The following is a 22,279-nucleotide window of genomic DNA, read 5'->3' as shown; positions in this document are numbered from 1 at the left end:
GCACGGACATGAATTCCGCCAGACTTACGACCATAGGCTTCGATGCCGACGACACGCTGTGGCAGAACGAGCAGTTCTTCCGGCTGACCGAAGATCGCTTCGTGTCCCTGCTGGCCGACCACGCCGAGCAGAACGACGTCAAGGAACGGCTTCTCGACGCCGAGCGGCGAAATCTCGATCTGTATGGTTTCGGCATCAAGGGGTTCACCTTGTCGATGGTCGAAACGGCGATCGAGGTGACGGGCGGCAAGGTTCCCGCAAAAATCATCGCCGATATTGTCCAGGCCGGGCGGCAGATGCTTTCCCATCCGGTCGAGACGCTGCCTTACGCGCGCGAAACCCTTGAGCAACTGGCGGGAAAATTTCGGCTGGTGCTGATCACCAAGGGCGATCTGTTCGACCAGGAGCGCAAGCTCGCGCAATCGGGGCTCGGCGGCCTGTTCGACGCCGTCGAGATCGTCAGTGCCAAGCAGCCCGAAACCTACAGCCGTATCTTCAGCCGCCACGGCGACGGGCCTGAAAGAAGCATGATGGTCGGCAACTCGTTGAAATCCGACATCGTACCAGCCCTGCAAGCCGGCGGCTGGGGCGTCTATGTCCCGCATGACCTGAACTGGGTACTCGAACATGCCGAAACGCCGGTCGATGAACCGCGCTTCAGGCAGGTTTCAAACCTCGGCGAGTTACCGGAACTGCTGGCGCAACTGGGTTAGCCCTTGGCAGGTGGCCGTGACGGCACGGCACAGCTGTGATATGTGGCCGGTAATCCCTATCTGTAGCCGGTCCGGACGGACTGAACCAAAGAACCACAATGACCCTTTCGCTCGATCTCACCACCGACACCGCACGCGATGCGTTGCGCCCCCGCGCTTCGACGGCTGAGAAGCCGTCGTTGGTCGGTTTGACGCGCGCGGAAATGGCCGAGGCGCTGGTGGCGTCCGGCGTCGTTTCCGAGCGGCAGGCGAAGATGCGCACCAGCCAATTGTGGCATTGGCTCTATGTGCGCGGCGTCTCCGACTTTGCGCATATGTTCAACATCTCCAAGGAACTGCGCGCGGAACTGGACAAGCATTTTACCGTCGCACGCCCGGAAATCGTGGAAGAACAGATTTCCACCGACGGCACCCGCAAATGGCTGTTTCGCTTCCCGCCGCGCGGCGCGGGCCGCCCGGTCGAGATCGAGACGGTCTATATCCCCGAACAGGGACGCGGCACGCTGTGCATCTCCTCGCAGGTCGGCTGCACGCTGACCTGTACCTTCTGCCACACCGGCACGCAGAAGCTGGTGCGCAATCTGACGGCCGAGGAAATCCTGGCGCAATTGCTGACCGCCCGCGACAAGCTCGGCGATTTTCCCGACCGCGACACGCCGGCCGGCGCTATCGTCCCCGCCGAAGGGCGAAAGATATCCAACATCGTCATGATGGGCATGGGCGAGCCGCTCTATAATTTCGAGGCGGTGAAGAAGGCATTGCTGATCGCCTCCGATGGCGACGGGCTGGCCCTGTCCAAGCGCCGCATCACGCTGTCCACGTCCGGCGTTGTGCCCGAAATTTACCGCACCGGCGAAGAGATCGGCGTCATGCTGGCCATCTCGCTGCACGCCACCAATGACGATCTGCGCGACCTGCTGGTGCCGATCAACAAGAAATATCCGCTTGCCGACCTGATCGCCGCCTGCCGCGCCTATCCGGGCGTGTCCAATGCGCGCCGTATCACTTTCGAATACGTGATGCTGCGCGAGGTCAACGATTCCATCGACGACGCCAAGGCGCTGATCAAGCTGCTGAAGGGCATTCCGGCCAAGATCAATCTGATCCCGTTCAACCCGTGGCCGGGCACCAACTACCAGTGCTCGGAATGGGAGACGATCGAGAAATTCGCCGACTACATCAACAATGCCGGCTATGCCTCGCCGATCCGCACCCCGCGCGGCCGTGACATTCTCGCGGCCTGCGGCCAGCTCAAATCCGAATCGGAGCGCATGCGCAAGGTCGACCGGCTGGCGCTGGAAGCAATGATGATCGCGGGTCACGGCGAGGAGTGAGCCGCGTTCTTCGTTATCTCTTCCGCTTCGCCGCCATCGTGGTCGGCTACATGGTTGCAGCCCTGGCCGCCAGCGCCTTCCTCCATTTGCTTTTCCTTGGAGCCGCGGGCTTCCGGCCTGAAGATAGCTCGACCATTGTCGCCGGCTCGCTGCTGTTTTCGATTCCCTTCACCGCGCTGTTCGTCGGCTATTTCGCCTTCCTGCCTTCCCTCGTCGTGATCCTGCTCGGTGAAATTCTCGGGCAGAGCAACTGGCTGTTTCACGCGCTCGCCGGTGCCGCCGTCGGCCTGGCGGTCGCTGGCCTGTTCTGGCAAGCGCCGACGGACGAGATGGGCCGGATGACAGCAGACCCGGCACTGTCCGTCGGCCTGTTCATCGGCGGGGGTATCGTCGGTGGCCTCGCCTACTGGCTAAGCGCCGGACGCTGGGCTGGCAGCTGGCGCAACCGCGCTACTTTACCTGGGCCGTCAGGATCTTGAGCGCAAAGGCCGAGAATACGCCGGCCAGCAGATAGTCGACCACGCGCGTCGCCTTCGGGCTCGCTTTCATCGCCGTCGAGAATTTCTCCGCTGCCAGCACCATCGGCACCGTCACCGGTATCGACAGCGCGATGAACATCACGCCGAGAAAAAACAGTTTTCCCGGCGCATGCGGATCGTGGGCGGACACGAATTGCGGCAGGAAGGTCATGAAAAACAGAATGATCTTCGGGTTGAGCAGGTTGACGCCAAGCCCGGCCGCGAAACTTCTGGGCAGCGAGATGCGCGGCCCTTTCTTGGTCACGGGCGTGAAAGCCGAGCCTTTCGCCAGCGCCTGCCAAGCCAGGAAGACGAGATAGCCGGCACCAAAAATCTTCAGCACGAAGAAGGCCATGGGCGAGGCGACGATCAGCGCCGAAATGCCGACGACGACCAGCGTCGTATGGATCAGCGTGCCGCAAAGCGCCCCAGTCATCGAGGCGAGGCCGGAGGCCCTGCCCTGGCTCAGCGTGCGGCTGACGAACAGCGTCATGTCCGGGCCAGGCGTAGCGGCGAGGACAAGGGTCGCGATGCCGAACTGGATCAGCGTGGCAATATCGGGAATGAAGGTCATGGTGGGCACCGGGTGAGAACGGGAGCGTATAACGCAAGGCCGTTTGCGACGCCAGTGCCAGCCCGTGCGCCTTTATGCCTGCGCCTTTACCGCGATGTAACGGGAGCCTGCTAGGCTGGATGCCTGTCTTTCTGGAAAGCCGGCATGAAAATCGCGTTTCTCGGCACCGGCTTCGTTGCCGACTATTATATGGCGACGCTGCCCAACCATCCCGGCCTCGAACTTGCCGGCGCTTTCGACCGTGACGCCGCACGGTTGGCCCAGTTCTGCGATTTTTATCGGGTCCGGCCCTATGAAAGCGCCGAAGCGCTGCTCGAAGACCCTTCTGTCGGCATCGTCGTCAATCTGACGCCGCCGGAAAGCCATTTTGAACTATCCGAACGGGCCTTGCGGGCAGGCAGGCATGTTTACTGCGAAAAACCGCTGGCGATGCGCTTCGAAGATGCCCGCACGCTGGTCGGGCTTGCCGATACGCTGGGGCTGACGCTGGCGAGCGCACCCGCCAACGCATTGAGCGCCGCACATAAAGCGGTCGCAGATGCGCTTGCCGCCGGCCGCATCGGCACGCCACGCCTGATCTACGCAGAGATGGAGGACGGCGCGGTATTCCGCGACAAATGGCGCGAATGGCGCTCGCGTTCGGGGGCCGCATGGCCGGGCGTCCATGAGTTCGAAGTCGGCTGCACGCTGGAACATGCCGGCTATGCGCTTTCGTGGCTCACCTGCCTGTTCGGCCCGGTCGAGAGCCTCACCGCGTTCTCGGCGCTGACCTTTCCAGACAAGGGATCGGCCACGGAAAAGCTGGCCCTTGGGCCGGATTTCTCCGTCGGTTGCCTGCGCTTCAAATCCGGCCCTGTCGCGCGGATGACCTGCGGCCTTGCAGCTCCCAAGGACCGGTCGCTGACCATTCTGGGCGATGCCGGCTCCATCACCGTGCGCGATCTGTGGGACGAGAATTCGGCCATCCATCTGGAAGCGGCCGGAGAGCCGCGCAGCCTGAAGCAGAGACTGGCCAACCGACTGGAAAGCCGGCTCGGCAAATTCCTGCCCTGGAAGCCGACACCGGGCAGGCGGCTTGCCTACCCGGCATCGAAAAAGACATTGCCCGGCTTTCCCTCGCAGATCGATTTTTGCGCCGGCATCGCGGCACAGGCGCAGGCGATTGCCCAAAGCCGGCAGCCGCAATTCTCCGGCGCGATGGCCTTGCACATTACCGAACTGGCGCTGGCCCTGAACAATGCCGGCAGCCTGCCCCAGCCATACACGATGCAAAGCTCGTTTTGAGCCTCGGCGTCACACCGGAGGCAGCGCCCGCACCGCGTCGATAATGGCGAGCACCGCCTTGCTGTCGGCTAACGGCATCCGATCGCAAACCGTCCTGCCCTGCCGGACCGCATCCATGACCGCAATGGCCTCGAATTGCAGGCCGCCGCCGGGAAACGGCTTTTTCTCGACCTTGCGTCCGCCGATGGCGAGGTGGTCGAGCATTTTCGACAGCGTTCCGCCCTCTTCCGAACCGGCACGCTGGACGCCACGATAATGCGTCAGCCGTTGTGCCTTCAAGAAGGGCGCCTTGAGCCGCATTGTGCCGCTCGTCCCTTCGATCAGGAAAGAATTCCCGCCGGCCCGGTCGAAGCCGCAGGACAGGCTTGCCGTTGCCTCGTCGTAGCGAAGCTCGATTTCGGCGTGCATGTCGACGCCGCTTCGCGCCGCCTTCCAGCGCCCGGAAACGTCTTTCGGATGCCCCAGGAAATGCAGGGCAAGCGAGATCGGATAGACGCCCAGGTCCAACAACGCACCGCCACCTTGCGCGACGAAGAAGCGGCTGCCGGCCAATTCCTCGCGATGGTAGGACAGGTCGGCGTGGATGGCCGTTACCCTGCCGATGTCGCCGGCATCGATGCTTGCCTTAGCGCGCACCACCGCCGGCAGGAAGCGGGTCCACATGGCCTCCATGACGAACACGCCCCTGGCGGACGCCGCCTGCTCGATTTCCTCGACCTCGGCCACGGACAGCGCCAGCGGCTTTTCGACCAGCACCGGCTTGCCGGCGGCGATGGCGCGCAGGGCCTGCCCGGCATGCAGTGCGTTCGGCGTGGCAAGATAGACGGCATCGACAGTGCTGTCGGCAAGCAGGGCATCGAAATCGGTGTAGCCCCGGCCTGCCCCGAATGCGGTTCGAAATTCTTCGGCCTTTTCGGCGACGCGCGAATGAACCGCGGCAATGCCAGCGCCCGGCGCATAAGCGAGATCGGCGGCAAACTGGCGCGCTATGTTACCCGTGCCAACAATGCCCCAGCCAAATGCCATACCCGCCGCTTCATCCTTCCGCAGCCCGATGCGAGCTTTTCTACCCGCCTATCGCCGCCTCGACCAGCCGCTTGGCGTCAGGACCCGCCCATTCCGCCGGCCCGTTCATATGGGCGATCAGGCAGCCCTCGCCGTCGACCAGCATGGTGGCCGGCAGGCCGAGCGCCAGGCCGCGCGTCTTCAGATCGTTGAACACGCCCATCGAAGCATCGCGATAATAGCCGAGCGAGGCGACGCCAGTGTCGGCAAGGAATTTCTTCGGCTTGGTGTCGTCGCCCGTATCGACATTGACGGCGACGACCTCGAATTTTTGACTACCCATTTCCTTTTGCAAGGCATCGAGGGCTGGCATCTCGGCGCGGCAGGGCGCACACCATGTCGCCCACAGGTTGAGCAGCACCGTTTTCCCGGTCGCCGTCTTGGCTGTGAGGTCGGCGAGGCTCATCGGCTTGCCGTCCGGCCCGTTGAAGGCAAGGCTCTTGAGCGATTGCGGCGGATCGGCCGGCAAAAGCGCCGCGACCTGGCCGGTCGCCGCTGCCGCAATCGTCTTGGCGCGATCGGCCTTTGCCGCGCAGGCAATGTCGTCCTGGCTCTCTCCGACAGCTAGCTGAGCGCCAGCCGTGTTGCCAGAGCCGCTCTCCTTGACATATACCGCGACCGCGCCAGCCACCACGCCGGCAATGAGTGCGGCGACGATCAGGCGTGGGGCGGGGAAAAGTTTTTTGCCGTTTGTCATTTTTTCAAGCTGCTCCGGAAACTCAGGGTTATAGCGATGAGCGATACAAAGGCCAGCAACCAGATGTGGGGCGGACGTTTTGCCTCGGGCCCTGCGGCGATCATGGAAGCGATCAACGCCTCCATCGGTTTCGACAGGAAGCTGTACGCGCAAGACATTCGCGGCTCGCTCGCCCACAGCGCCATGCTGGCGCAAACGGGCATTATTTCGACGGCGGATCAAGAAAAGATCGCTCACGGCCTGAACACGATTCAGGCAGAGATCGAGGCCGGCAAGTTCGAGTTCTCGACACGGCTCGAAGACATTCACATGAACATCGAGGCGCGGCTGGCCGAATTGATCGGACCGGCGGCGGGGCGGCTACACACGGCGCGCTCGCGCAACGACCAGGTCGCGGTCGATTTCCGCCTTTGGGTCAAGGACGAGCTGTTTCGCGTCGCCGAGGCGCTGAAAGGCCTGATCGCGGCTTTTCTGGCGCGGGCCGAGGAACATGCGGCGACCGTGATGCCCGGCTTTACCCATATGCAGGCGGCGCAGCCGGTAACCTTCGGCCATCACTGCATGGCCTATGTCGAGATGTTTTCGCGCGACCTGTCGCGCATGCGCGACGCCGCCGAGCGCCTGAACGAGAGCCCGCTGGGGGCGGCCGCCCTTGCCGGCACCGGTTTTGCCATAGACCGGCACCAGACGGCGGCAGCATTGGGTTTCCGCGAGCCGACCCGTAATTCGCTGGACAGCGTGTCCGACCGCGACTTCGCGCTGGAATTCCTCTCCGCGTCGGCGATCTGCGCCACGCATCTGTCGCGGCTGGCCGAAGAGATCGTCATCTGGTCGACGCCGCAATTCGGCTTCGTGCGCCTGTCGGATTCTTTTTCCACCGGTTCCTCGATCATGCCGCAGAAGAAGAACCCCGACGCCGCCGAACTGGTTCGGGCCAAGACCGGCCGCGTCAACGGCCATCTGGTCGGTCTTCTGACCGTGATGAAGGGCCTACCGCTGACCTATTCCAAGGACATGCAGGAAGACAAGGAAGCCGTGTTCGACGCCGCCGAAACGCTCGACCTGATGCTGGCGGCTATGACCGGCATGGTCAGCGACATGACGATCAATGTGGCGGCGATGAAGAAGGCGGCGGGTGCCGGCTATTCGACCGCAACCGACCTCGCCGACTGGCTGGTGCGCACGCTCGCGCTCCCGTTCCGCGAAGCGCACCACGTTACGGGCCGCGCCGTAGCACTGGCCGAGGCCAACAAGGTCGGGCTGGAAAGACTGTCGCTGGCGGATTTGCAGTCCATCCATCCGGGCATCACCGAGGACGTCTATTCCGTGCTTTCCGTGCAAAGCTCGGTCAAGAGCCGCACTTCGTTCGGCGGCACCGCACCGGCTGAGGTGCGCAGGCAGATACGCTACTGGAAGAAGCGGCTGGCCAAGGCTTGAATGCGGGGTGCAAACGGCCGGAAATTCAGTTAGAAGCGGCTTCTCGGAGTTTGGCAGGTGAGACGATGACCGCAAGCAGGATGTTGGTGACGCTGACGCTTCTGGCCGCGATGGCCACGGTCGTGGCTTGCGGCCGCAGAGCCAGTCTCGACACGCCCTATGAGGCGGCCGTGCAGGCCCGCAAGGATGCCGAGAAGGCCAAGCAGCCGCTGCCGCCGGAGCCGCAGAAACCGGAAACCGACAAGCCGTTCATCCTCGACAAACTCATCTAGTAGTTTCTCCGGAATCATTGCCGTGAACCATTTCGATTACCGCGACGGCGTGCTGCATGCCGAAAATGTCGCCGTCCCCGAGATCGCGAAAGCGGTCGGCACGCCGTTCTATTGCTATTCGACGGCCACACTCACCCGTCATTTCCGTGTTTTCTCGGATGCTTTCGCTGGGCTGGACACGCTGGTCTGCTACGCCATGAAGGCGAACTCCAACCAGGCCGTTCTAAGGACGCTGGCAAGGGAAGGCGCGGGCGCAGACGTCGTCTCCGAAGGCGAGTTGCGGCGCGCGCTCGCCGCCGGCATCCCGGCCCAAAAGATCGTTTTCTCCGGCGTCGGCAAGACCGCGCGCGAAATGGATTTTGCGCTCGAAGCCGGCATCATCTGCTTCAACGTCGAGTCCGAACCGGAACTGGACCTGCTTTCCGCCCGCGCCGCGGCGCTGGGCAAGACCGCCAACATATCGCTGCGCATCAATCCGGACGTCGACGCCAAGACGCATAAGAAAATCTCGACCGGCAAGGCCGAGAACAAGTTCGGCATCGACTGGCGGCGGGCGCGCGAAGTCTATGCCCGCGCGGCCAAACTGCCCGGCATCAAGGTAACCGGTATCGATACCCATATCGGCAGCCAGATCACCGATCTGCAGCCCTTCGACGACGCCTTTGCGCTGCTTGTCACCCTGGCCGGGCAATTACAGGCAGACGGCCATGCCATCGACCATGTCGATCTCGGCGGCGGCCTCGGCATTCCCTACCGCACCGACAACAACCCGCCGCCGCTGCCCGACGCCTATGCGGCCATCGTCAAGAAGCATGTCAGCGATCTCGGGCTGAAGGTGATGTTCGAACCGGGCAGGATGATCGTCGGCAATGCCGGCATTCTCGTTTCCGAAGTCATCTATGTGAAGGAAGGCGACGCCAAGAATTTTCTCATCGTCGATGCGGCGATGAACGACCTGATCCGGCCGACGCTCTATGAAGCTTTCCACGACATCCGCCCGGTGGTGCAGCAGCCGGCCTCCGCGCCGCGCATGAACGTGGACGTGGTCGGCCAGGTCTGCGAGACCGGCGACTATCTGGGCCTCGACAGAGATCTGCCGAAGCTGAAGGCAGGCGATCTGATTTCTGTCGGCACTGCCGGCGCTTACGGCGCAGTGCAGGCCGGCACTTACAACACCCGCCTGCTGGTGCCCGAGGTGCTGGTCGACGGCGACCGTTTTCACGTCGTGCGCCCGCGCCCGACCTATGACGAACTGATCGGCCTGGACAGCATCCCCGACTGGCTGGAATAGGTTTTTCGCCGATAAAAAAGAGGCCCGAAACTTGTCCGGGCCTCAAGGCGTCACTGCTTTGGAAAGCGGCACGCGGAATGTTTTCTGGCTGAGCCTTACGGCACCACCTCGCCATGCTGGGTGATGTCGAGGCCCTCGATTTCTTCCTGCCGGCTTGGCCGCAGCCCGCCGACCAGAACCTTGACGACTTGAAGGATCACGAAGGTCGCGACCGTCGTCCAGGCGATGGTCACGACGACGCCCTTCGTCTGCGTCAGAAGCGAAGCGTTCGCACCGAGCGCATTGATCGCCGGATCGGCAAGCACGCCGGTCAGCAAAGCGCCGACGATGCCGCCGATCCCATGCACGCCGAAGGCGTCGAGCGAATCGTCATAGCCCAGCGCGTGCTTCACCTTGACCGCGGCGATGTAGCAGACGATGCCGGCAACAATGCCGATGACGAACGCACCCGTCGGGTTGACGAAACCCGCGGCGGGCGTCACCGCGACGAGGCCGGCGACAGCGCCCGAGATGATGCCGAGCACACTCGGCTTCTTGGCGACGATCCATTCGGCGAACATCCACGCCAGCGCCGCAGCCGCCGTGGCGACCTGCGTGTTGAGCATGGCGGCACCGGCAAGGCCGTCAGCGGCCAGTTCCGAGCCGGCGTTGAAGCCGAACCAGCCGACCCACAGAAGGGCCGCCCCGATCACCGAATAGACGAGGTTGTGCGGAGCCATGTTGGTGGTGCCGTAGCCTTCGCGCTTGCCAAGCACCAGCGCGCAGACGAGGCCCGCGACACCGGCATTGATGTGGACGACGGTGCCGCCGGCAAAGTCGAGCACGCCGGACGAGCCGAGGAAACCGCCGCCCCAGACCCAATGCGCGACGGGCGCATAGACGACCAGCAGCCACAGCGTCGTGAACAGTAGCAATGCCGAGAACTTCATGCGTTCGGCGAAGGCCCCGCAGATCAGCGCCGGCGTGATGATGGCGAAGGTCATCTGGAAGGTTGAAAAAACGAACTCGGGGATGTTGGCGACGCCCGGCGCCCACAGCGTAGAAACGGTGATGCCCCTATGGAACAGTTTGTCGAAGCCGCCGATCCAGGCATTCGCCGCACCGCCGTCGGAGAAGGCCAGCGAATAGCCGACCGCGAACCACAGCACCGTGACGAGGCAACAAATCGCAAAGCTTTGCATGACGGTGGCGAGCACGTTCTTCTTGCGCACCATGCCGCCATAAAACAGCGCCAGACCCGGAATGGTCATCATCAGCACGAGGGCCGTGGCGGTCAGCATCCAGGCGGTGTTGCCGGTGTCGAGGACAGGTGCTGCGGCCGGTGCCGCTTCCTGCGCAAGCGCGGCGCTGGCCATGGCGCAACTGGCAAGCAAGCCCGCGGGGGCAGCGCGCATCACCGGCTTTGAAAGGGAAAAAAGAACCATTGATTTCTCCATTGGAACGCCATTCGGCATCTCGACGATTCCGTTCGCCGACTGTCCAGGAGGAATCAAGCTTCATGCCAATTGCCGAAGCGGCATGTAAGCATCTGTATTAAAACAACTTAATTCATTGTCTGCACGCCACGCCGGCCAGCACAGTCGAAAAAATGCTAAAAATGCAGGCAGATTTTCATCACTGCCTATCTTTTAGGCTATCGGCGCAGGCGGATAAGGCCTTCCTGGGCCACCGAGGCGATCAGCGTGCCGTCGCGGGCGTAAAGGGTGCCACGGCTGAAGCCGCGCGAGCCGGAAGTGGAGGGGCTATCCTGCGTATAGAGCAGCCAGTCGTCCAGCGCATGCGGACGGTGGAACCACATGGCATGGTCGAGGCTTGCCGCCTGGATATCGGGGTCGAACAGGCCACGCCCATGCGCGAAGGTGGACGTATCGAGCAGCGTCATGTCGGACAGATAGGCGAGCAGGACCGATTGCAAAGCGCGGCTGTCGGGCGTCGGCCCCGTCAGCCTTATCCAGACGTTCTGGCGCGGCGGCAGCTTTTCGCGGCTCTCATAGTGCCTGATATTGACCGGCTTCAGTTCGAGCGGCCGCTCTCGCGCCCAGAAGTGGCGGATCGCTTCGGGCACATGCGTCGCCTTCTCCAGCAATTCGCGATGGTCCTGCAGCCCTTCCGGCGGCGGCACGTCCAGCGGCATCGGGAATTGATGCTCAAGCCCCTGCTCATCAACCTGAAACGACGCCTCCAGCGAAAAGATCGCCTGGCCGTGCTGGATCGCCACCACGCGCCGCGTGGTGAAGGAGGAGCCGTCACGGATGCGGTCGACCTCATAGACGATCGGCACCTTGATGTCGCCCGGCCGCATGAAATAGCCGTGCAGGGAATGGACGTGGCGATCGGGCGCAACCGTTCCCTGCGCGGCGACCAGCGCCTGCGCGATGGTTTGGCCGCCGAACACGCGCTGCCACTCGACCTGCGGGCTGCGACCACGATACAGGTTGTGTTCCAGCTTCTCGAGGGCGAGAATGCCGAGAAGCTGATCCATGGCTGTCGTCATGTTTTCGCGCCTTTGCGGAAATAGGAATGGCCGGTTTCGGACAGGAACAACGGGTAGTCAAGGCGCGCAGGCGCAAAGACTGGCCCGCTCAAGAAGGTTCAGGCATGGCGCAAGACAAGGCGGACACGAAATTGGCGGCGCTCGACGTGCTGGTTGCGGGTGCCGGCTATGTCGGGCTGGCCGCCGCCGTGGCGTTGAAACAGGCGCGCCCGAGCCTTGCCGTGGCCATCGTCGATGCCGCGCCTGCCGGCGTCTGGCAAAAAGACGGCCGCGCCTCCGCTATCGCGGCCGCCGCGCGGCGCATGCTCGACCGTCTCGATGCATGGCCGGAAATCGCCCCGCATGCGCAGGCCATCACCGAAATGGTCATCACCGATTCGCGCACCGCCGATCCGGTGCGGCCCGCCTTGCTCACCTTCGACGGCGAAGTAGCCCCCGGCGAACCCTTCGCCCGCATGGTCGCCAATCACGTCCTCAACGGTGCGCTGCGCAAGCGCGCCAAGGCGCTCGGCATCGACATCATCGAAGGTGTCGGGGTCAGCGCCTTCGATACCGGCGGCAGCGGCGTGACCGTGCATCTGGCCGATGGCGCGGCGATCGCCGCGCGCCTGCTGGTCGCGGCCGACGGCGTCAATTCGAAGCTGCGCGACATGGCCGGCATCAAGACGGTGAAATGGCAATACGGCCAGTCCGGCATCGTCTGCACGGTGGGCCACGAGCGCCCGCACAACGGACGCGCCGAGGAGCACTTCCTGCCAGCCGGTCCCTTCGCCACGCTGCCGCTTTCCCCCGACAAGAACGGCAAGAACCGCTCCTCCATCGTCTGGGTCGAGCGCACGGAGGATGCCGAAAGGCTGGTCGCCGGCGACGATCTCGTCTTCGAGACAGAACTCGAACAGCGCTTCAGCCTGAAGCTCGGCGAAATCCACGTCATGGACAAGCCGCGCGCCTGGCCGCTCGGGCTGACGCTCGCCCGCGCCTTCGTTGCCCCGCGCGTGGCGCTGGCCGGTGACGCCGCGCACGGTATCCATCCAATCGCCGGGCAAGGTCTCAATCTCGGCTTCAAGGACGTGGCCGCGCTCGCCGAAGTGGTGGTCGAGGCCGACCGGCTTGGCCAGGATTTCGGCGCGCTGGACGTGCTGGAGCGCTACCAGCAATGGCGGCGCTTCGACACGGTACAGATGGGCGTCACCACCGACGTGCTGAACCGACTGTTTTCCAATGACCACGCACCGCTGCGGGCGGCGCGCAGCATTGGCCTTGGCCTGGTCCAGCGCATGCCGCGCCTCAAGGATTTCTTCATTCGCCAGGCATCCGGCCTGACCGGCGGCACACCACGTCTTTTGCAGGGCGAGCCTATCTGATTTTTCCCCGCCCTTCCGCCTCTCCGATTTCTTCGATCCAAGGTTACCGCATGTCCCTCGAATCCGTTCGCGCGTTTTTCGCTACCCACGCCCCCGACATCGAGATCATCGTCACCGAGGCCAGTTCGGCAACGGTGGCGCTGGCGGCGGAGGCGCACGGCGTCGAGCCGGAGCAGATCGCGAAAACCATCTGCCTGCGGGCCGGCGACGCGACCATGCTGATTGTCGCCAGCGGCACGGCGCGGCTCGACAACCGCAAGTTCCGCGACCGGTTCGGCGCCAAGGGCCGCATGCTGGATGCCGACGAGGTGGTAGCGGTTACCAGTCATCCGGTCGGCGGCGTCTGCCCGTTCGGCCTGCCCGCGCCCTTGCCGGTTTATTGCGACGTATCGCTGCGCCCGTTCGAGGCGGTGGTGCCCGCTGCCGGTGCGACCAACGCCGCCGTGCGGCTCAGCCCCGACCGGCTTACGGCGCTGACCAACGCCGAATGGGTGGATGTCTGCCGCGAGCCGGCCGCTCAGGAATAGCCGGCTTCACACCCGTTCCAGCGCAACGGCAATTCCCTGCCCGACGCCGACGCACATGGTTGCAAGCGCCAGCCTGGCGCGCCGCTCCCGCAGCTCGAGAGCGGCCGTCCCGGTTATGCGCGCACCCGACATGCCAAGCGGATGGCCGAGCGCGATGGCGCCGCCATTCGGATTGATGTGCTCCGCATCTTCCGCGAGGCCGAGTTCGCGCAGCACGGCAATGCCCTGCGAGGCGAAGGCCTCGTTCAGTTCGATGACGTCGAAATCGGCAGGTGTTAGATTCAACCGCGCGCAAAGCTTCTTCGTTGCCGGCGACGGGCCGATGCCCATGATCCGAGGGGCGACGCCAGCGGACGCGCCGCCCAGAATACGGGCAATCGGCGTCAGTCCATGCCGGATCGCCGCCGCCTCCGAGGCAATAATCAGCGCGGCCGCGCCATCGTTGACGCCGGAGGCATTGCCGGCGGTCACCGTCCCGCCCTCTTTTCGAAACGGTGTCGGCAGTTTTGCCAGCGCCTCCAGCGTCGTTCCGGCGCGCGGATGCTCGTCCGCGGAAACGAGGATTGGATCGCCCTTGCGCTGCGGCACCCCGACCGGGACGATTTCCTGGGCGAGACGGCCGTTTTCCTGCGCGGCGACCGCTCTTGTCTGGCTGCGCAAGGCGAAGGCGTCCTGGTCGGCGCGCGATACGCGATACGCTTCGGCAACGTTCTCGCCCGTCTCCGGCATGGAATCCACGCCATATTGGCTCTTCATCAAGGGATTGACGAAGCGCCAGCCGATGGTGGTGTCGTGGATCTCGGCCTTGCGCGAAAATGCGCTGTCGGCCTTGGGCAGCACGAAGGGCGCGCGGCTCATCGATTCGACGCCGCCGGCAATCACCAGCTCGGCCTCGCCGGCCTTTATGGCACGGGCAGCCATGATGACCGCATCCATGCCGGAACCGCAAAGCCGGTTGATCGTCGTCCCCGATATTTCCTGCGGCAGGCCGGCCAGCAGCAGCGCCATGCGCGCCACGTTGCGGTTGTCCTCGCCGGCCTGGTTGGCGCAACCATAGATCAAATCGTCAACGGCTGCCCAATCGACCGATGCATTGCGCGCCATCAGCGCCTTGAGCGGAACCGCGCCGAGATCGTCGGTGCGCACCGTTGCCAGTGCCCCGCCGAAACGGCCAATGGGCGTGCGTATGTAGTCGCAGATATAGGCTTCCGCCATTTTCCATCCTCTCCCGGAAAGCTTGCGCTTCCTCTCCTGCGCCGCACACAGCGCCGTGGTCGTTATTCCCTTGTCGCGGCATCCTGATCCCACAGTGCACGCCGTCTGCGCAAGACTGCCATGGCATTCGGGCGCATCGACGCTATATTCATCGGAGCCGCGCGTTCGCGCCCGCCAAAAGTTTTCAACCCAAGGAGAGAACCATGAACCGTCACGCCACCGCCGTCTGGAAAGGCACGCTCACCGAGGGAGCCGGCACGCTCGATATGCAGAGCGGCGCTTTCAACAAGCAGCCCTATTCCTTCAAGGGCCGTTTCCAGGACGAAAGCGGCAAGTCCGGCACCAACCCGGAAGAATTGATCGCGGCGGCGCATGCCGGCTGCTTTGCCATGCAGCTTTCGCATTTCCTGGCCGAGAACGGCACGCCGGCGGACGAACTCAATGCCGAGGCGGTCGTCACCTACGGTCCTGCCGCCGGCGGCGGTTTCGAGATCACCGAAAGCGCGCTCAAGCTGACCGGCAAGGTGCCCGGCATTGATCAGGAGAAGTTCAAGGAACTGGCCGACAAGGCCAAGGCTACCTGCCCGGTTTCCAAGGCGCTCGGCGCGATCAAGGTGACACTCGACGCCAAGCTGGCTTGAACGACACCAACCGGGAAGCAGCGCCGCGAAAGGCGCTGCTTCTTTCAATCTGGATTTAGGCCAGTCGGGCGGCCAGCGCATCGAGCCTGGCGTGCAGCGCCGCGATCTCCTCCTCGAGAACCTCGACACGAGCTTCCAGGCCGGCCGCAACCGAATGCAGGCGGCTCGGCATGGCGACCGCCGCAAGCTCCACGGGGCCGCCAAGCAATTGCGCGTAGCGGTCTTCGCGCTGGCCGGGGGCACGGCCTATTTCCTTGACCAGCGCCGGCCGACGCCCGATCAGCATGTCGAGTTCGGTTCGCAAATCGTCGGCAGCCGAAAAACGCGCCATGCGTTCGCTGCGCACCAGAAGCTCGGGCACCGTCTGCGGGCCGCGCAGCAGCAACAGGCCGATCAGCGCCGTCTGCGCCGTGGTCAGCGAAAAGCGCTGCGCCATCATATGTTCGTAGCGCTCCACCCGCGAACCGAACACCTGCCGCGCCAGCCCCTTCTGTTCCAGCAGCTTCAAGGTCCGGTGCACATCGCCTTGCTCCAGCGCCATCACCGGCTCACGCGCCGTCTTCTGGTTCGCTGCGGCAATCGCGGCATTGAGCGACAGCGGATAAACGTCAGGCGTCAGCTCCTTCTTCTCGATCAGGCAACCGAGAATACGGGCTTCTATGTCGTTGAGGACGGGGAGGTCGGTGTCAGTCATATCGCCTCGTCTTATGCTATCCGTGCGTCCTTCGAGGTTCGCTATCGCTCGCACCTCAGGATGAGGGAGGTCGCGCCGGATCGCGCTGGCGGCAACGTTCCCATGAGGCGGTCACTGCAACTACGGTCCTCATCCTGAGGTGCGAGCGCAGCGAGCCTCGAAGGACGCACCACGCTGATCAAACCCGCCGTTCCACCATCATCTTCTTGATTTCGGCGATCGCCTTGGCCGGGTTCAATCCCTTGGGGCAGGTCTGCGCGCAGTTCATGATAGTGTGGCAGCGATAGAGCCGGAACGGGTCTTCGAGGTTGTCCAGCCGCTCGCCGGTCGCCTCGTCGCGACTGTCGATCAGCCAGCGATAGGCTTGCAGCAGCGTTGCCGGGCCGAGATAGCGGTCGCCGTTCCACCAGTAGCTCGGGCACGACGTCGAGCAACAGGCGCACAGGATGCATTCGTAGAGGCCGTCCAGCTTCTCGCGATCCTCATGGCTTTGCAACCATTCCTTGGCCGGCTCCGGCGAAACCGTATGCAGCCATGGCTCGATCGAGGCATGCTGGGCGTAGAAATTGGTCAGGTCCGGCACCAGATCCTTCACCACCTGCATATGCGGCAGCGGGTAGATTTTCACCGGCCCGGAAATGTCGTCGCAGCCCTTGGTGCAGGCGAGCGTGTTCGAGCCGTCGATATTCATGGCGCAGGAGCCGCAAATGCCCTCGCGACAGGAACGGCGCAGCGTCAGCGTCGGATCGATCTTGTTCTTGATGTACAAAAGCGCGTCCAGAACCATCGGCCCGCAATCGTCCATGTCGACGAAATACGTGTCGATGCTCGGGTTCGCCTCATCGTCCGGCGACCATCGGTAGATGCGGTATTCGCGCAGATTGGTAGCACCTTCCGGCTTCGGCCAGGTTTTTCCGACCGTGATCTGCGAGTTCTTGGGGAGCGTGAGTTCAACCATGATCTGCGATCCTCAATACACCCGCGCTTTTGGCGCGATCCGGGCGAGGCTGATGCCGCCGTCTTCTTCCTTCAGCAGCGGTTCGGTGTGAACCGGCCGGTAGCTGAGCGAAACCTTGCCGTCGTCGCTTAGGTGCGCCAGCGTGTGCTTGCGCCAGTTTGTGTCGTCGCGGTCGGCAAAGTCTTCGCGGGCATGCGCGCCACGGCTTTCCTTGCGAGCTTCCGCGCCACAGACGGTGGTGATGGCGTTGGCCATCAGGTTTTCCAGTTCCAGCGTCTCGACAAGGTCGGAGTTCCAGATCATCGAGCGGTCATAGACCTTGATGTCCTTCAACTCGCCCCAGATCTGCGAAATCCGCTTGCAGCCGTTTTCCAGAGACTCCTGCGTACGGAAGACGGCAGCGTCCTCCTGCATGGCGCGCTGCATCCGCTCGCGGATGACGGCGGTCGGCGTGGTGCCGTTGGCGTGGCGCAATGTGTCGAAGCGGTCCATGATCTTGTCGACCGCCGCCATATTGAGCGACGGGATCGGGGCCGCACGGTCGATCACCTCACCGGCCTTGATCGCGGCGGCGCGGCCGAACACGACAAGGTCGATCAGCGAGTTGGAACCGAGGCGGTTGGCGCCGTGCACCGAGGCGCAGCCGGCTTCGCCCACCGCCATCAGGCCGGGCGACACGCGGTCGGGCTCCGCCTTGGTCGGGTTCAGCACCTGGCCCCAGTAATTGGTCGGCACGCCGCCCATATTGTAGTGGACCGTCGGCAGCACCGGGATCGGCTCCTTGGTCAGGTCGACGCCGGCGAAAATACGTGCCGATTCCGAAATGCCGGGCAGCCGCTCATGCAGCACGGCCGGGTCGAGATGGTCGAGATGCAGGAAGATGTGGTCCTTGTTCTTGCCGACGCCGCGTCCTTCGCGGATTTCCAGCGTCATGCAGCGCGAAACCACGTCGCGCGAGGCCAGATCCTTGGCGGACGGCGCATAGCGCTCCATGAAGCGCTCGCCCTCGGAGTTGACAAGGTAGCCGCCTTCGCCGCGCGCGCCCTCGGTGATCAGACAGCCCGCGCCATAGATGCCGGTCGGGTGGAACTGGACGAATTCCATGTCTTGAAGCGGGAGACCCGCCCGTGCGGCCATGCCGCCGCCGTCGCCGGTGCAGGTATGCGCCGAGGTCGCGGAGAAGAAGGCGCGGCCATAGCCGCCCGTCGCCAGCACCACCATTTTCGCCGAAAAGCGGTGGATGGTGCCGTCGTCGAGATTCCAGGCGACGACGCCGGTGCAGGTGCCGTCGTCTTCCATGATCAGGTCGAGCGCGAAATACTCGATGAAGAACTGCGCCTTGTGCTTCAGCGACTGGCCGTAAAGCGTGTGCAGGATGGCGTGGCCGGTGCGGTCGGCGGCAGCACAAGTGCGCTGCACGGGCGGACCGTCGCCAAAGTTCATCATGTGGCCGCCGAACGGCCGCTGGTAGATTTTTCCTTCTTCCGTGCGCGAGAAGGGAACGCCGTAATGTTCCAGCTCATAGACGGCGGCGGGAGCCTGGCGCACCAGATACTCCATGGCGTCCATGTCGCCCAGCCAGTCCGACCCCTTGACGGTGTCGTACATATGCCATTGCCAGTTGTCGGGGCCCATGTTGGACAGCGAGGCGGCGATGCCGCCCTGTGCCGCCACCGTATGCGAGCGCGTCGGGAACACCTTGGTGATGCAGGCGGTCTTCAGTCCCTGCTCGGCCATACCGAGCGTGGCGCGCAGCCCCGCTCCACCGGCACCGACGACGACGACGTCGAACTGGTGATCGACATAGGTATAGGCGGAAGCACCGCCCGCGTTCTTTGCGTCCTTGGCCAAGACTCAGCCTCCGAATGACAGCTTGGCGAGGGCGAAGATCGAGACGACGCCAACCGCTATGGTGAAGAAAGTGTTGAGGATGAACAGGGAGAGCTTGCCGCCCTCGCCATGGATGTAATCCTCGATGATGACCTGCATGCCGAGCCGCATATGGATCAGGCCGGCAACGAGCATGACGGCGAAAACCAGCGCCACCAGCGGATGATTGAGCGCCGAGCGTACCTCGTCATAGCTGGCGCCGTTCATGCAGATCAGGAAGCCGACGAAGAACAGGGTCAGCGGAACAAGCGCTACCGCTGTCAGCCGCTGCCGCCAGAAAAGGCCGGTGCCTTCACGCGCCGAGCCGAGGCCCCGCACCTTGGCCAGCGGGGTGCGCATGTCGGTGTTGTTGCCGCTCATGATCAGGCCCCCCGTGCGTAGTAGCCGACGATCCAGATCGCCACCGTCAGCACGACGGACGCAACCAGCGTCGCCCAGGCGATTTTCGAAGCCGTGTGTTTCTCAAGACCGGCACCGGTATCCCAGATGAAATGGCGGATGCCGCCCGCCAGATGGTGCATCAGCGCCCAGGTGTAGCCGAACAGCACAAGCCGTCCGAACCAGGAGCCGAAAATGCCGTTGACGAAATCGAAATAGGACTGCGGCCCGGCAGCGGCGATCAGCCACCAGGCGACCAGCAGCGTGCCGACATAGAGCGCGATACCGGTGATGCGGTGCACGATCGACATCGTCATGGTGATCGGCGGCCGATAGATCGACAGATGCGGCGAAAGCGGACGCGGCTTGGCCCTGGTGGGACCGGCTTGTGCGCGGGTGGCTGGTGATTGGCTCATGGCTCCCCCAATACAGTATCCTTGGGGTCTCAATCGGAAAAGCGGCGTTGCCGCTTCCGTATGCGACTTCGGATAGGCAGGTTTCTAAAACTCTTTTTGCACCGCGTCAAAGCCGGAAAGCCTTTTCAGCGCCGGAATTGAGCGAAGATCCCTGCCCCGCGCGGCTTCAATCGATTGAGCGGCGAGCCGAAATCGCTGCACTGCGGCATAAAGCGGGCGCCAACCCGAAACGGCACGAATCCTCGAAACGGCGCGAATCCCCAAAACCTGCACGAATCAATGCGTGCAGGTCAACGGCCTCTGGCCGGCCTTCATGATCAAGGCCTCCTGGCCGTCGATAAGGATGGCGTCATGCGCTTGGCCGTAGCGGCTGGTCTGGTTGGCCGGCGAGGCCGGCAGTTCCTCGTCGATGCCATCCGGCCCCAGCAGGCGCAGCGACGTCCCCAGATTCTGGATGCGCATCATGCCGCCATCGGCGCATGTATAGGTGGCCGTGTTGGACGGCGAGGCGATTTCTCCGGAAAGAGAGGCCTTGGCAAGGCTGCCCGTCATCGGTGACGCTGCCGGTTGCGGCACGCATGCGGTGGCCAGAGACAGGGCCAGAGGCAGTGGAAGCAAGGCAAGCCATAGCCGAAAAGCGCCGCGCTCTGCCATGCCGTTTTCCCCGTCCAGATTATCCGTTTGCCGTTCCCTGTGGCGAAGCGGTGCCGAAATGGAACTGAAAGCCTGCCTCAAACGCAAATCTTGCGTCATTAACCATATTTGCACAAGGCAATTTGAGAACGCGGTTAATCTCTTAACAAAGGTTAATAAAAGGTTAATTTCTCCGAATCGGGGACTCCCGCTGCAGGAGCGCCCCTTGCGTGCCCAACCGGGGCACGGCGCTTTGACAAGGAGACGCCTATGCGTTCGGATAATGCGCGTTTCACGATCGGCAAGCCGCGCCTTGCGGTTCTTGCGCTCGCCGCCCTGGCGGCAGCCTACACGGTTCCAACCTTTGCAGGGTCGCGCCACCACGACCGGGTCTACGCCGATTCCTTCGGCAATCTCGTCATCGACAGCGCCGCCGGCTACAAGCGCATCCTCGTCGGCGAAGGCAGGCTGGCCAAGGAACTGGCAGCCTACACCAGCGCCGGGCAGCCGAAAGTCGTCTACGCCGACGAAACGGGCGGGCTGGACTGCTACCGGCCCCCGGTTTTCGTGAAAGGCCGCAGCTATATGTACGGCCTGTCCGACGGAGAGATGCCGGACCTCAGTCCCTGCCAGTGAAGGTGGCCTGGCTGGCCGCCGCACGATCCTGGACCGTGGCCGATACATGGACGCGGTCGCGGCCGCCTTTTTTCGCTTCGTAAAGCGCCTGATCGGCACGCCGGATCAGTTCGTTGAAATCTTCGCCGGAACGGAGTTCGGCGACACCGAAGCTTGCCGTACAACGATGGTCCCCCGGAAGCCCTTCGATGGGCAAGGCACTGAAGGCGGTGCGCGTTCCCTCGGCCAGCAATCTCGCCGTCGCAAGGTTCGTGGCGGGCAGCAGGACCGCGAATTCCTCGCCGCCGATACGCCCTGCGATGTGGTTATAGCTTGTCGCCTCACGCAGAAAGGCAGCGAACGCCTTGATGACGCGGTCGCCGCAAGCGTGGCCGAAGCTGTCGTTGACGCTTTTGAAATGGTCGAGATCGGCAATGACCAGCGACACCGGCGCACCGTGGCACAAGGCGTCGCGAAGCGCGTCCTGCGCATGATATTCGAAGCCGCGCCGGTTCATCAGGCCCGAAAGCGCATCGGTTTCGGACTTCGCCGTGGCGTCCGCGAGCACGTCGCGCACGATCATGACCATGATGAGCAGCGCTATGGCGACGAGGAAAACGGCTCCGAGAGCCTGGGACACGGCCGCATAACTGCTCTGGACGTAAGTCTGGGGGTTCGCGCCCCAGCCTCCAAGCGCCTGCGCGATGAACGGTTTTGCCGCGAACTGGGCGGCGGTTGCCCCTAAAAGCGCCATCAGGGCGTAGTCCAGTCGCTGCCGTTTGAGCGGCGAGGACCGCACGATGCCGATCGCCATGAGCGTCATGAGCGCGTAGGGCATTTGGTAGGCCATCATGCGCAGCAATGACTGGCGCGGCAGGTCCTGCACCAGCGACACGACAATGGCGGCGGCCACCAGGAAGCCGACCATCAGCCGCCAGGGTGGGGCAACGTCGTATTTGTGGGCGATGGCGACATTGAACGCCAGGATGCCGGCAAGCAAGACGGCGAAGGCCACGACGACCACGGGAATGGCATTCGAGAAGGAGGGAATGCTGAATTCGATGATGAAGTAGGCCACGCCAAGCAGATAGCCGACGGCCATCCAGCGCGCCGAGATGCGGCGCACGTCGTAGACGGCAATCGTCATGAAAGCCGCCGCCAGCAGGCCGGCGACAGCCATGTTGATCGCTAGAATGAAGATTGCCCCGCCCATGGAGTTTCCCGCTTGGCCCCGAAGCAAACCATCGACGAACGAAAAAGACGTTAACG

Annotated in this window: 24 protein-coding genes; 11 read left to right on the top strand and 13 right to left on the bottom strand. The window is 63.6% G+C overall.

Features of this window, described 5'->3' with window-relative positions; all coding sequences use genetic code 11:
- Positions 1–8 precede the first annotated feature (8 nt).
- From ACX3P1_RS07205 to ACX3P1_RS07195, 3 genes are all read left to right on the top strand, one after another.
- The gene (locus tag ACX3P1_RS07205; protein WP_459078879.1) at positions 9–713 is read left to right on the top strand and encodes an HAD family hydrolase; all 705 of its coding nucleotides are present in this window, start codon (positions 9–11) and stop codon (positions 711–713) included.
- A 98-nt stretch (positions 714–811) separates the two neighbouring features.
- A complete protein-coding gene (gene rlmN, locus ACX3P1_RS07200) occupies positions 812–2,047 on the top strand; it encodes a 23S rRNA (adenine(2503)-C(2))-methyltransferase RlmN (RefSeq protein ID WP_459078878.1) in 1,236 nt (411 codons plus the stop codon).
- Positions 2,044–2,526, top strand: a complete 483-nt coding sequence (locus ACX3P1_RS07195; RefSeq protein ID WP_459078877.1) for a hypothetical protein — start codon at positions 2,044–2,046, stop codon at positions 2,524–2,526. The genes rlmN and ACX3P1_RS07195 overlap by 4 nt, the downstream gene beginning before the upstream one ends.
- Here the strand turns inward: ACX3P1_RS07195 and ACX3P1_RS07190 are convergent.
- The gene (locus tag ACX3P1_RS07190) at positions 2,498–3,139 is read right to left on the bottom strand and encodes a LysE family translocator (RefSeq protein WP_459078876.1); all 642 of its coding nucleotides are present in this window, start codon (positions 3,137–3,139) and stop codon (positions 2,498–2,500) included. The two genes, ACX3P1_RS07195 and ACX3P1_RS07190, sit on opposite strands and share 29 nt — an antisense overlap.
- A 144-nt stretch (positions 3,140–3,283) precedes the next feature.
- Between ACX3P1_RS07190 and ACX3P1_RS07185 the strand changes: the two genes are divergently transcribed.
- Positions 3,284–4,423, top strand: a complete 1,140-nt coding sequence (locus tag ACX3P1_RS07185) for a Gfo/Idh/MocA family protein (RefSeq protein WP_459078875.1) — start codon at positions 3,284–3,286, stop codon at positions 4,421–4,423.
- 9 nt (positions 4,424–4,432) lie between these two features.
- Here ACX3P1_RS07185 and ACX3P1_RS07180 read toward each other — a convergent pair whose 3' ends face one another.
- A complete protein-coding gene (locus tag ACX3P1_RS07180) occupies positions 4,433–5,449 on the bottom strand; it encodes a Gfo/Idh/MocA family protein (protein WP_459078874.1) in 1,017 nt (338 codons plus the stop codon).
- Between the two features lie 40 nt (positions 5,450–5,489).
- Positions 5,490–6,185: a thiol:disulfide interchange protein TlpA gene (gene tlpA / locus ACX3P1_RS07175; protein WP_459078873.1), complete on the bottom strand. Its 696-nt coding sequence runs from the start codon at positions 6,183–6,185 to the stop codon at positions 5,490–5,492.
- A gap of 36 nt (positions 6,186–6,221) precedes the next feature.
- On the opposite strand from tlpA, the gene argH reads away from it, so the two are divergent.
- The 3 genes from argH to lysA all read left to right on the top strand — a co-directional run bounded on the left by argH (position 6,222) and on the right by lysA (position 9,185).
- The gene (gene argH / locus ACX3P1_RS07170; RefSeq protein ID WP_459078872.1) at positions 6,222–7,622 is read left to right on the top strand and encodes an argininosuccinate lyase; all 1,401 of its coding nucleotides are present in this window, start codon (positions 6,222–6,224) and stop codon (positions 7,620–7,622) included.
- Between the two features lie 65 nt (positions 7,623–7,687).
- Complete coding sequence (locus tag ACX3P1_RS07165; RefSeq protein WP_459078871.1) at positions 7,688–7,894, top strand: hypothetical protein; 207 nt, start codon at positions 7,688–7,690, stop codon at positions 7,892–7,894.
- A 22-nt stretch (positions 7,895–7,916) separates the two neighbouring features.
- Positions 7,917–9,185 (top strand): diaminopimelate decarboxylase, encoded by a 1,269-nt coding sequence (lysA, locus tag ACX3P1_RS07160; RefSeq protein WP_459078870.1) that lies wholly within the window; start codon positions 7,917–7,919, stop codon positions 9,183–9,185.
- 95 nt (positions 9,186–9,280) lie between these two features.
- Here the strand turns inward: lysA and ACX3P1_RS07155 are convergent, their stop codons facing one another.
- Together ACX3P1_RS07155 and ACX3P1_RS07150 are read right to left on the bottom strand one after the other, a co-directional pair.
- A complete protein-coding gene (locus ACX3P1_RS07155) occupies positions 9,281–10,609 on the bottom strand; it encodes an ammonium transporter (protein WP_459078869.1) in 1,329 nt (442 codons plus the stop codon).
- A gap of 209 nt (positions 10,610–10,818) precedes the next feature.
- Complete coding sequence (locus ACX3P1_RS07150) at positions 10,819–11,679, bottom strand: acyl-CoA thioesterase (RefSeq protein WP_459078868.1); 861 nt, start codon at positions 11,677–11,679, stop codon at positions 10,819–10,821.
- Between the two features lie 104 nt (positions 11,680–11,783).
- On the opposite strand from ACX3P1_RS07150, the gene ACX3P1_RS07145 reads away from it, so the two are divergent.
- Together ACX3P1_RS07145 and ACX3P1_RS07140 are read left to right on the top strand one after the other, a co-directional pair.
- The gene (locus ACX3P1_RS07145; RefSeq protein ID WP_459079024.1) at positions 11,784–13,043 is read left to right on the top strand and encodes a ubiquinone biosynthesis hydroxylase; all 1,260 of its coding nucleotides are present in this window, start codon (positions 11,784–11,786) and stop codon (positions 13,041–13,043) included.
- Positions 13,044–13,093: 50 nt separating this feature from the next.
- Positions 13,094–13,570, top strand: coding sequence for a YbaK/EbsC family protein (locus ACX3P1_RS07140; protein ID WP_459078867.1), 477 nt, complete (start codon positions 13,094–13,096; stop codon positions 13,568–13,570).
- A 6-nt stretch (positions 13,571–13,576) separates the two neighbouring features.
- Here the strand turns inward: ACX3P1_RS07140 and pcaF are convergent, their stop codons facing one another.
- Positions 13,577–14,785, bottom strand: a complete 1,209-nt coding sequence (gene pcaF / locus ACX3P1_RS07135; protein WP_459078866.1) for a 3-oxoadipyl-CoA thiolase — start codon at positions 14,783–14,785, stop codon at positions 13,577–13,579.
- A 203-nt stretch (positions 14,786–14,988) separates the two neighbouring features.
- Here pcaF and ACX3P1_RS07130 point away from each other — a divergent pair, with 203 nt between their 5' ends.
- Complete coding sequence (locus tag ACX3P1_RS07130; protein WP_459078865.1) at positions 14,989–15,426, top strand: OsmC family protein; 438 nt, start codon at positions 14,989–14,991, stop codon at positions 15,424–15,426.
- A 55-nt stretch (positions 15,427–15,481) separates the two neighbouring features.
- Here the strand turns inward: ACX3P1_RS07130 and ACX3P1_RS07125 are convergent, their stop codons facing one another.
- From ACX3P1_RS07125 to ACX3P1_RS07100, 6 genes are all read right to left on the bottom strand, one after another.
- Entirely contained in the window at positions 15,482–16,120 is a 639-nt protein-coding gene (locus tag ACX3P1_RS07125; protein WP_459078864.1) for a YceH family protein, read from the bottom strand.
- A 178-nt stretch (positions 16,121–16,298) separates the two neighbouring features.
- Positions 16,299–17,078 (bottom strand): succinate dehydrogenase iron-sulfur subunit, encoded by a 780-nt coding sequence (locus ACX3P1_RS07120; protein WP_459078863.1) that lies wholly within the window; start codon positions 17,076–17,078, stop codon positions 16,299–16,301.
- 12 nt (positions 17,079–17,090) lie between these two features.
- Positions 17,091–18,929, bottom strand: coding sequence for a succinate dehydrogenase flavoprotein subunit (gene sdhA, locus ACX3P1_RS07115; RefSeq protein ID WP_459078862.1), 1,839 nt, complete (start codon positions 18,927–18,929; stop codon positions 17,091–17,093).
- Positions 18,930–18,932: 3 nt separating this feature from the next.
- Positions 18,933–19,328 carry a succinate dehydrogenase, hydrophobic membrane anchor protein gene (gene sdhD, locus ACX3P1_RS07110; protein WP_459078861.1) on the bottom strand — a complete coding sequence of 132 codons (396 nt, stop codon included), beginning with the start codon at positions 19,326–19,328 and terminating at the stop codon, positions 18,933–18,935.
- A 2-nt stretch (positions 19,329–19,330) separates the two neighbouring features.
- Positions 19,331–19,762, bottom strand: a complete 432-nt coding sequence (sdhC, locus tag ACX3P1_RS07105; RefSeq protein WP_459078860.1) for a succinate dehydrogenase, cytochrome b556 subunit — start codon at positions 19,760–19,762, stop codon at positions 19,331–19,333.
- A gap of 276 nt (positions 19,763–20,038) precedes the next feature.
- Positions 20,039–20,416, bottom strand: coding sequence for a hypothetical protein (locus ACX3P1_RS07100; RefSeq protein ID WP_459078859.1), 378 nt, complete (start codon positions 20,414–20,416; stop codon positions 20,039–20,041).
- 249 nt (positions 20,417–20,665) lie between these two features.
- On the opposite strand from ACX3P1_RS07100, the gene ACX3P1_RS07095 reads away from it, so the two are divergent.
- Positions 20,666–21,031: a hypothetical protein gene (locus tag ACX3P1_RS07095; RefSeq protein WP_459078858.1), complete on the top strand. Its 366-nt coding sequence runs from the start codon at positions 20,666–20,668 to the stop codon at positions 21,029–21,031.
- Here the strand turns inward: ACX3P1_RS07095 and ACX3P1_RS07090 are convergent.
- Positions 21,015–22,223 carry a GGDEF domain-containing protein gene (locus tag ACX3P1_RS07090; protein ID WP_459078857.1) on the bottom strand — a complete coding sequence of 403 codons (1,209 nt, stop codon included), beginning with the start codon at positions 22,221–22,223 and terminating at the stop codon, positions 21,015–21,017. The two genes, ACX3P1_RS07095 and ACX3P1_RS07090, sit on opposite strands and share 17 nt — an antisense overlap.
- Positions 22,224–22,279 lie beyond the last annotated feature (56 nt).

It is taken from the genome of Mesorhizobium sp. A623, from assembly GCF_054489405.1.
The sequence above is the reverse complement of the archived record's forward strand: the minus strand, read 5'-3'. Positions and strand labels throughout refer to the sequence as shown.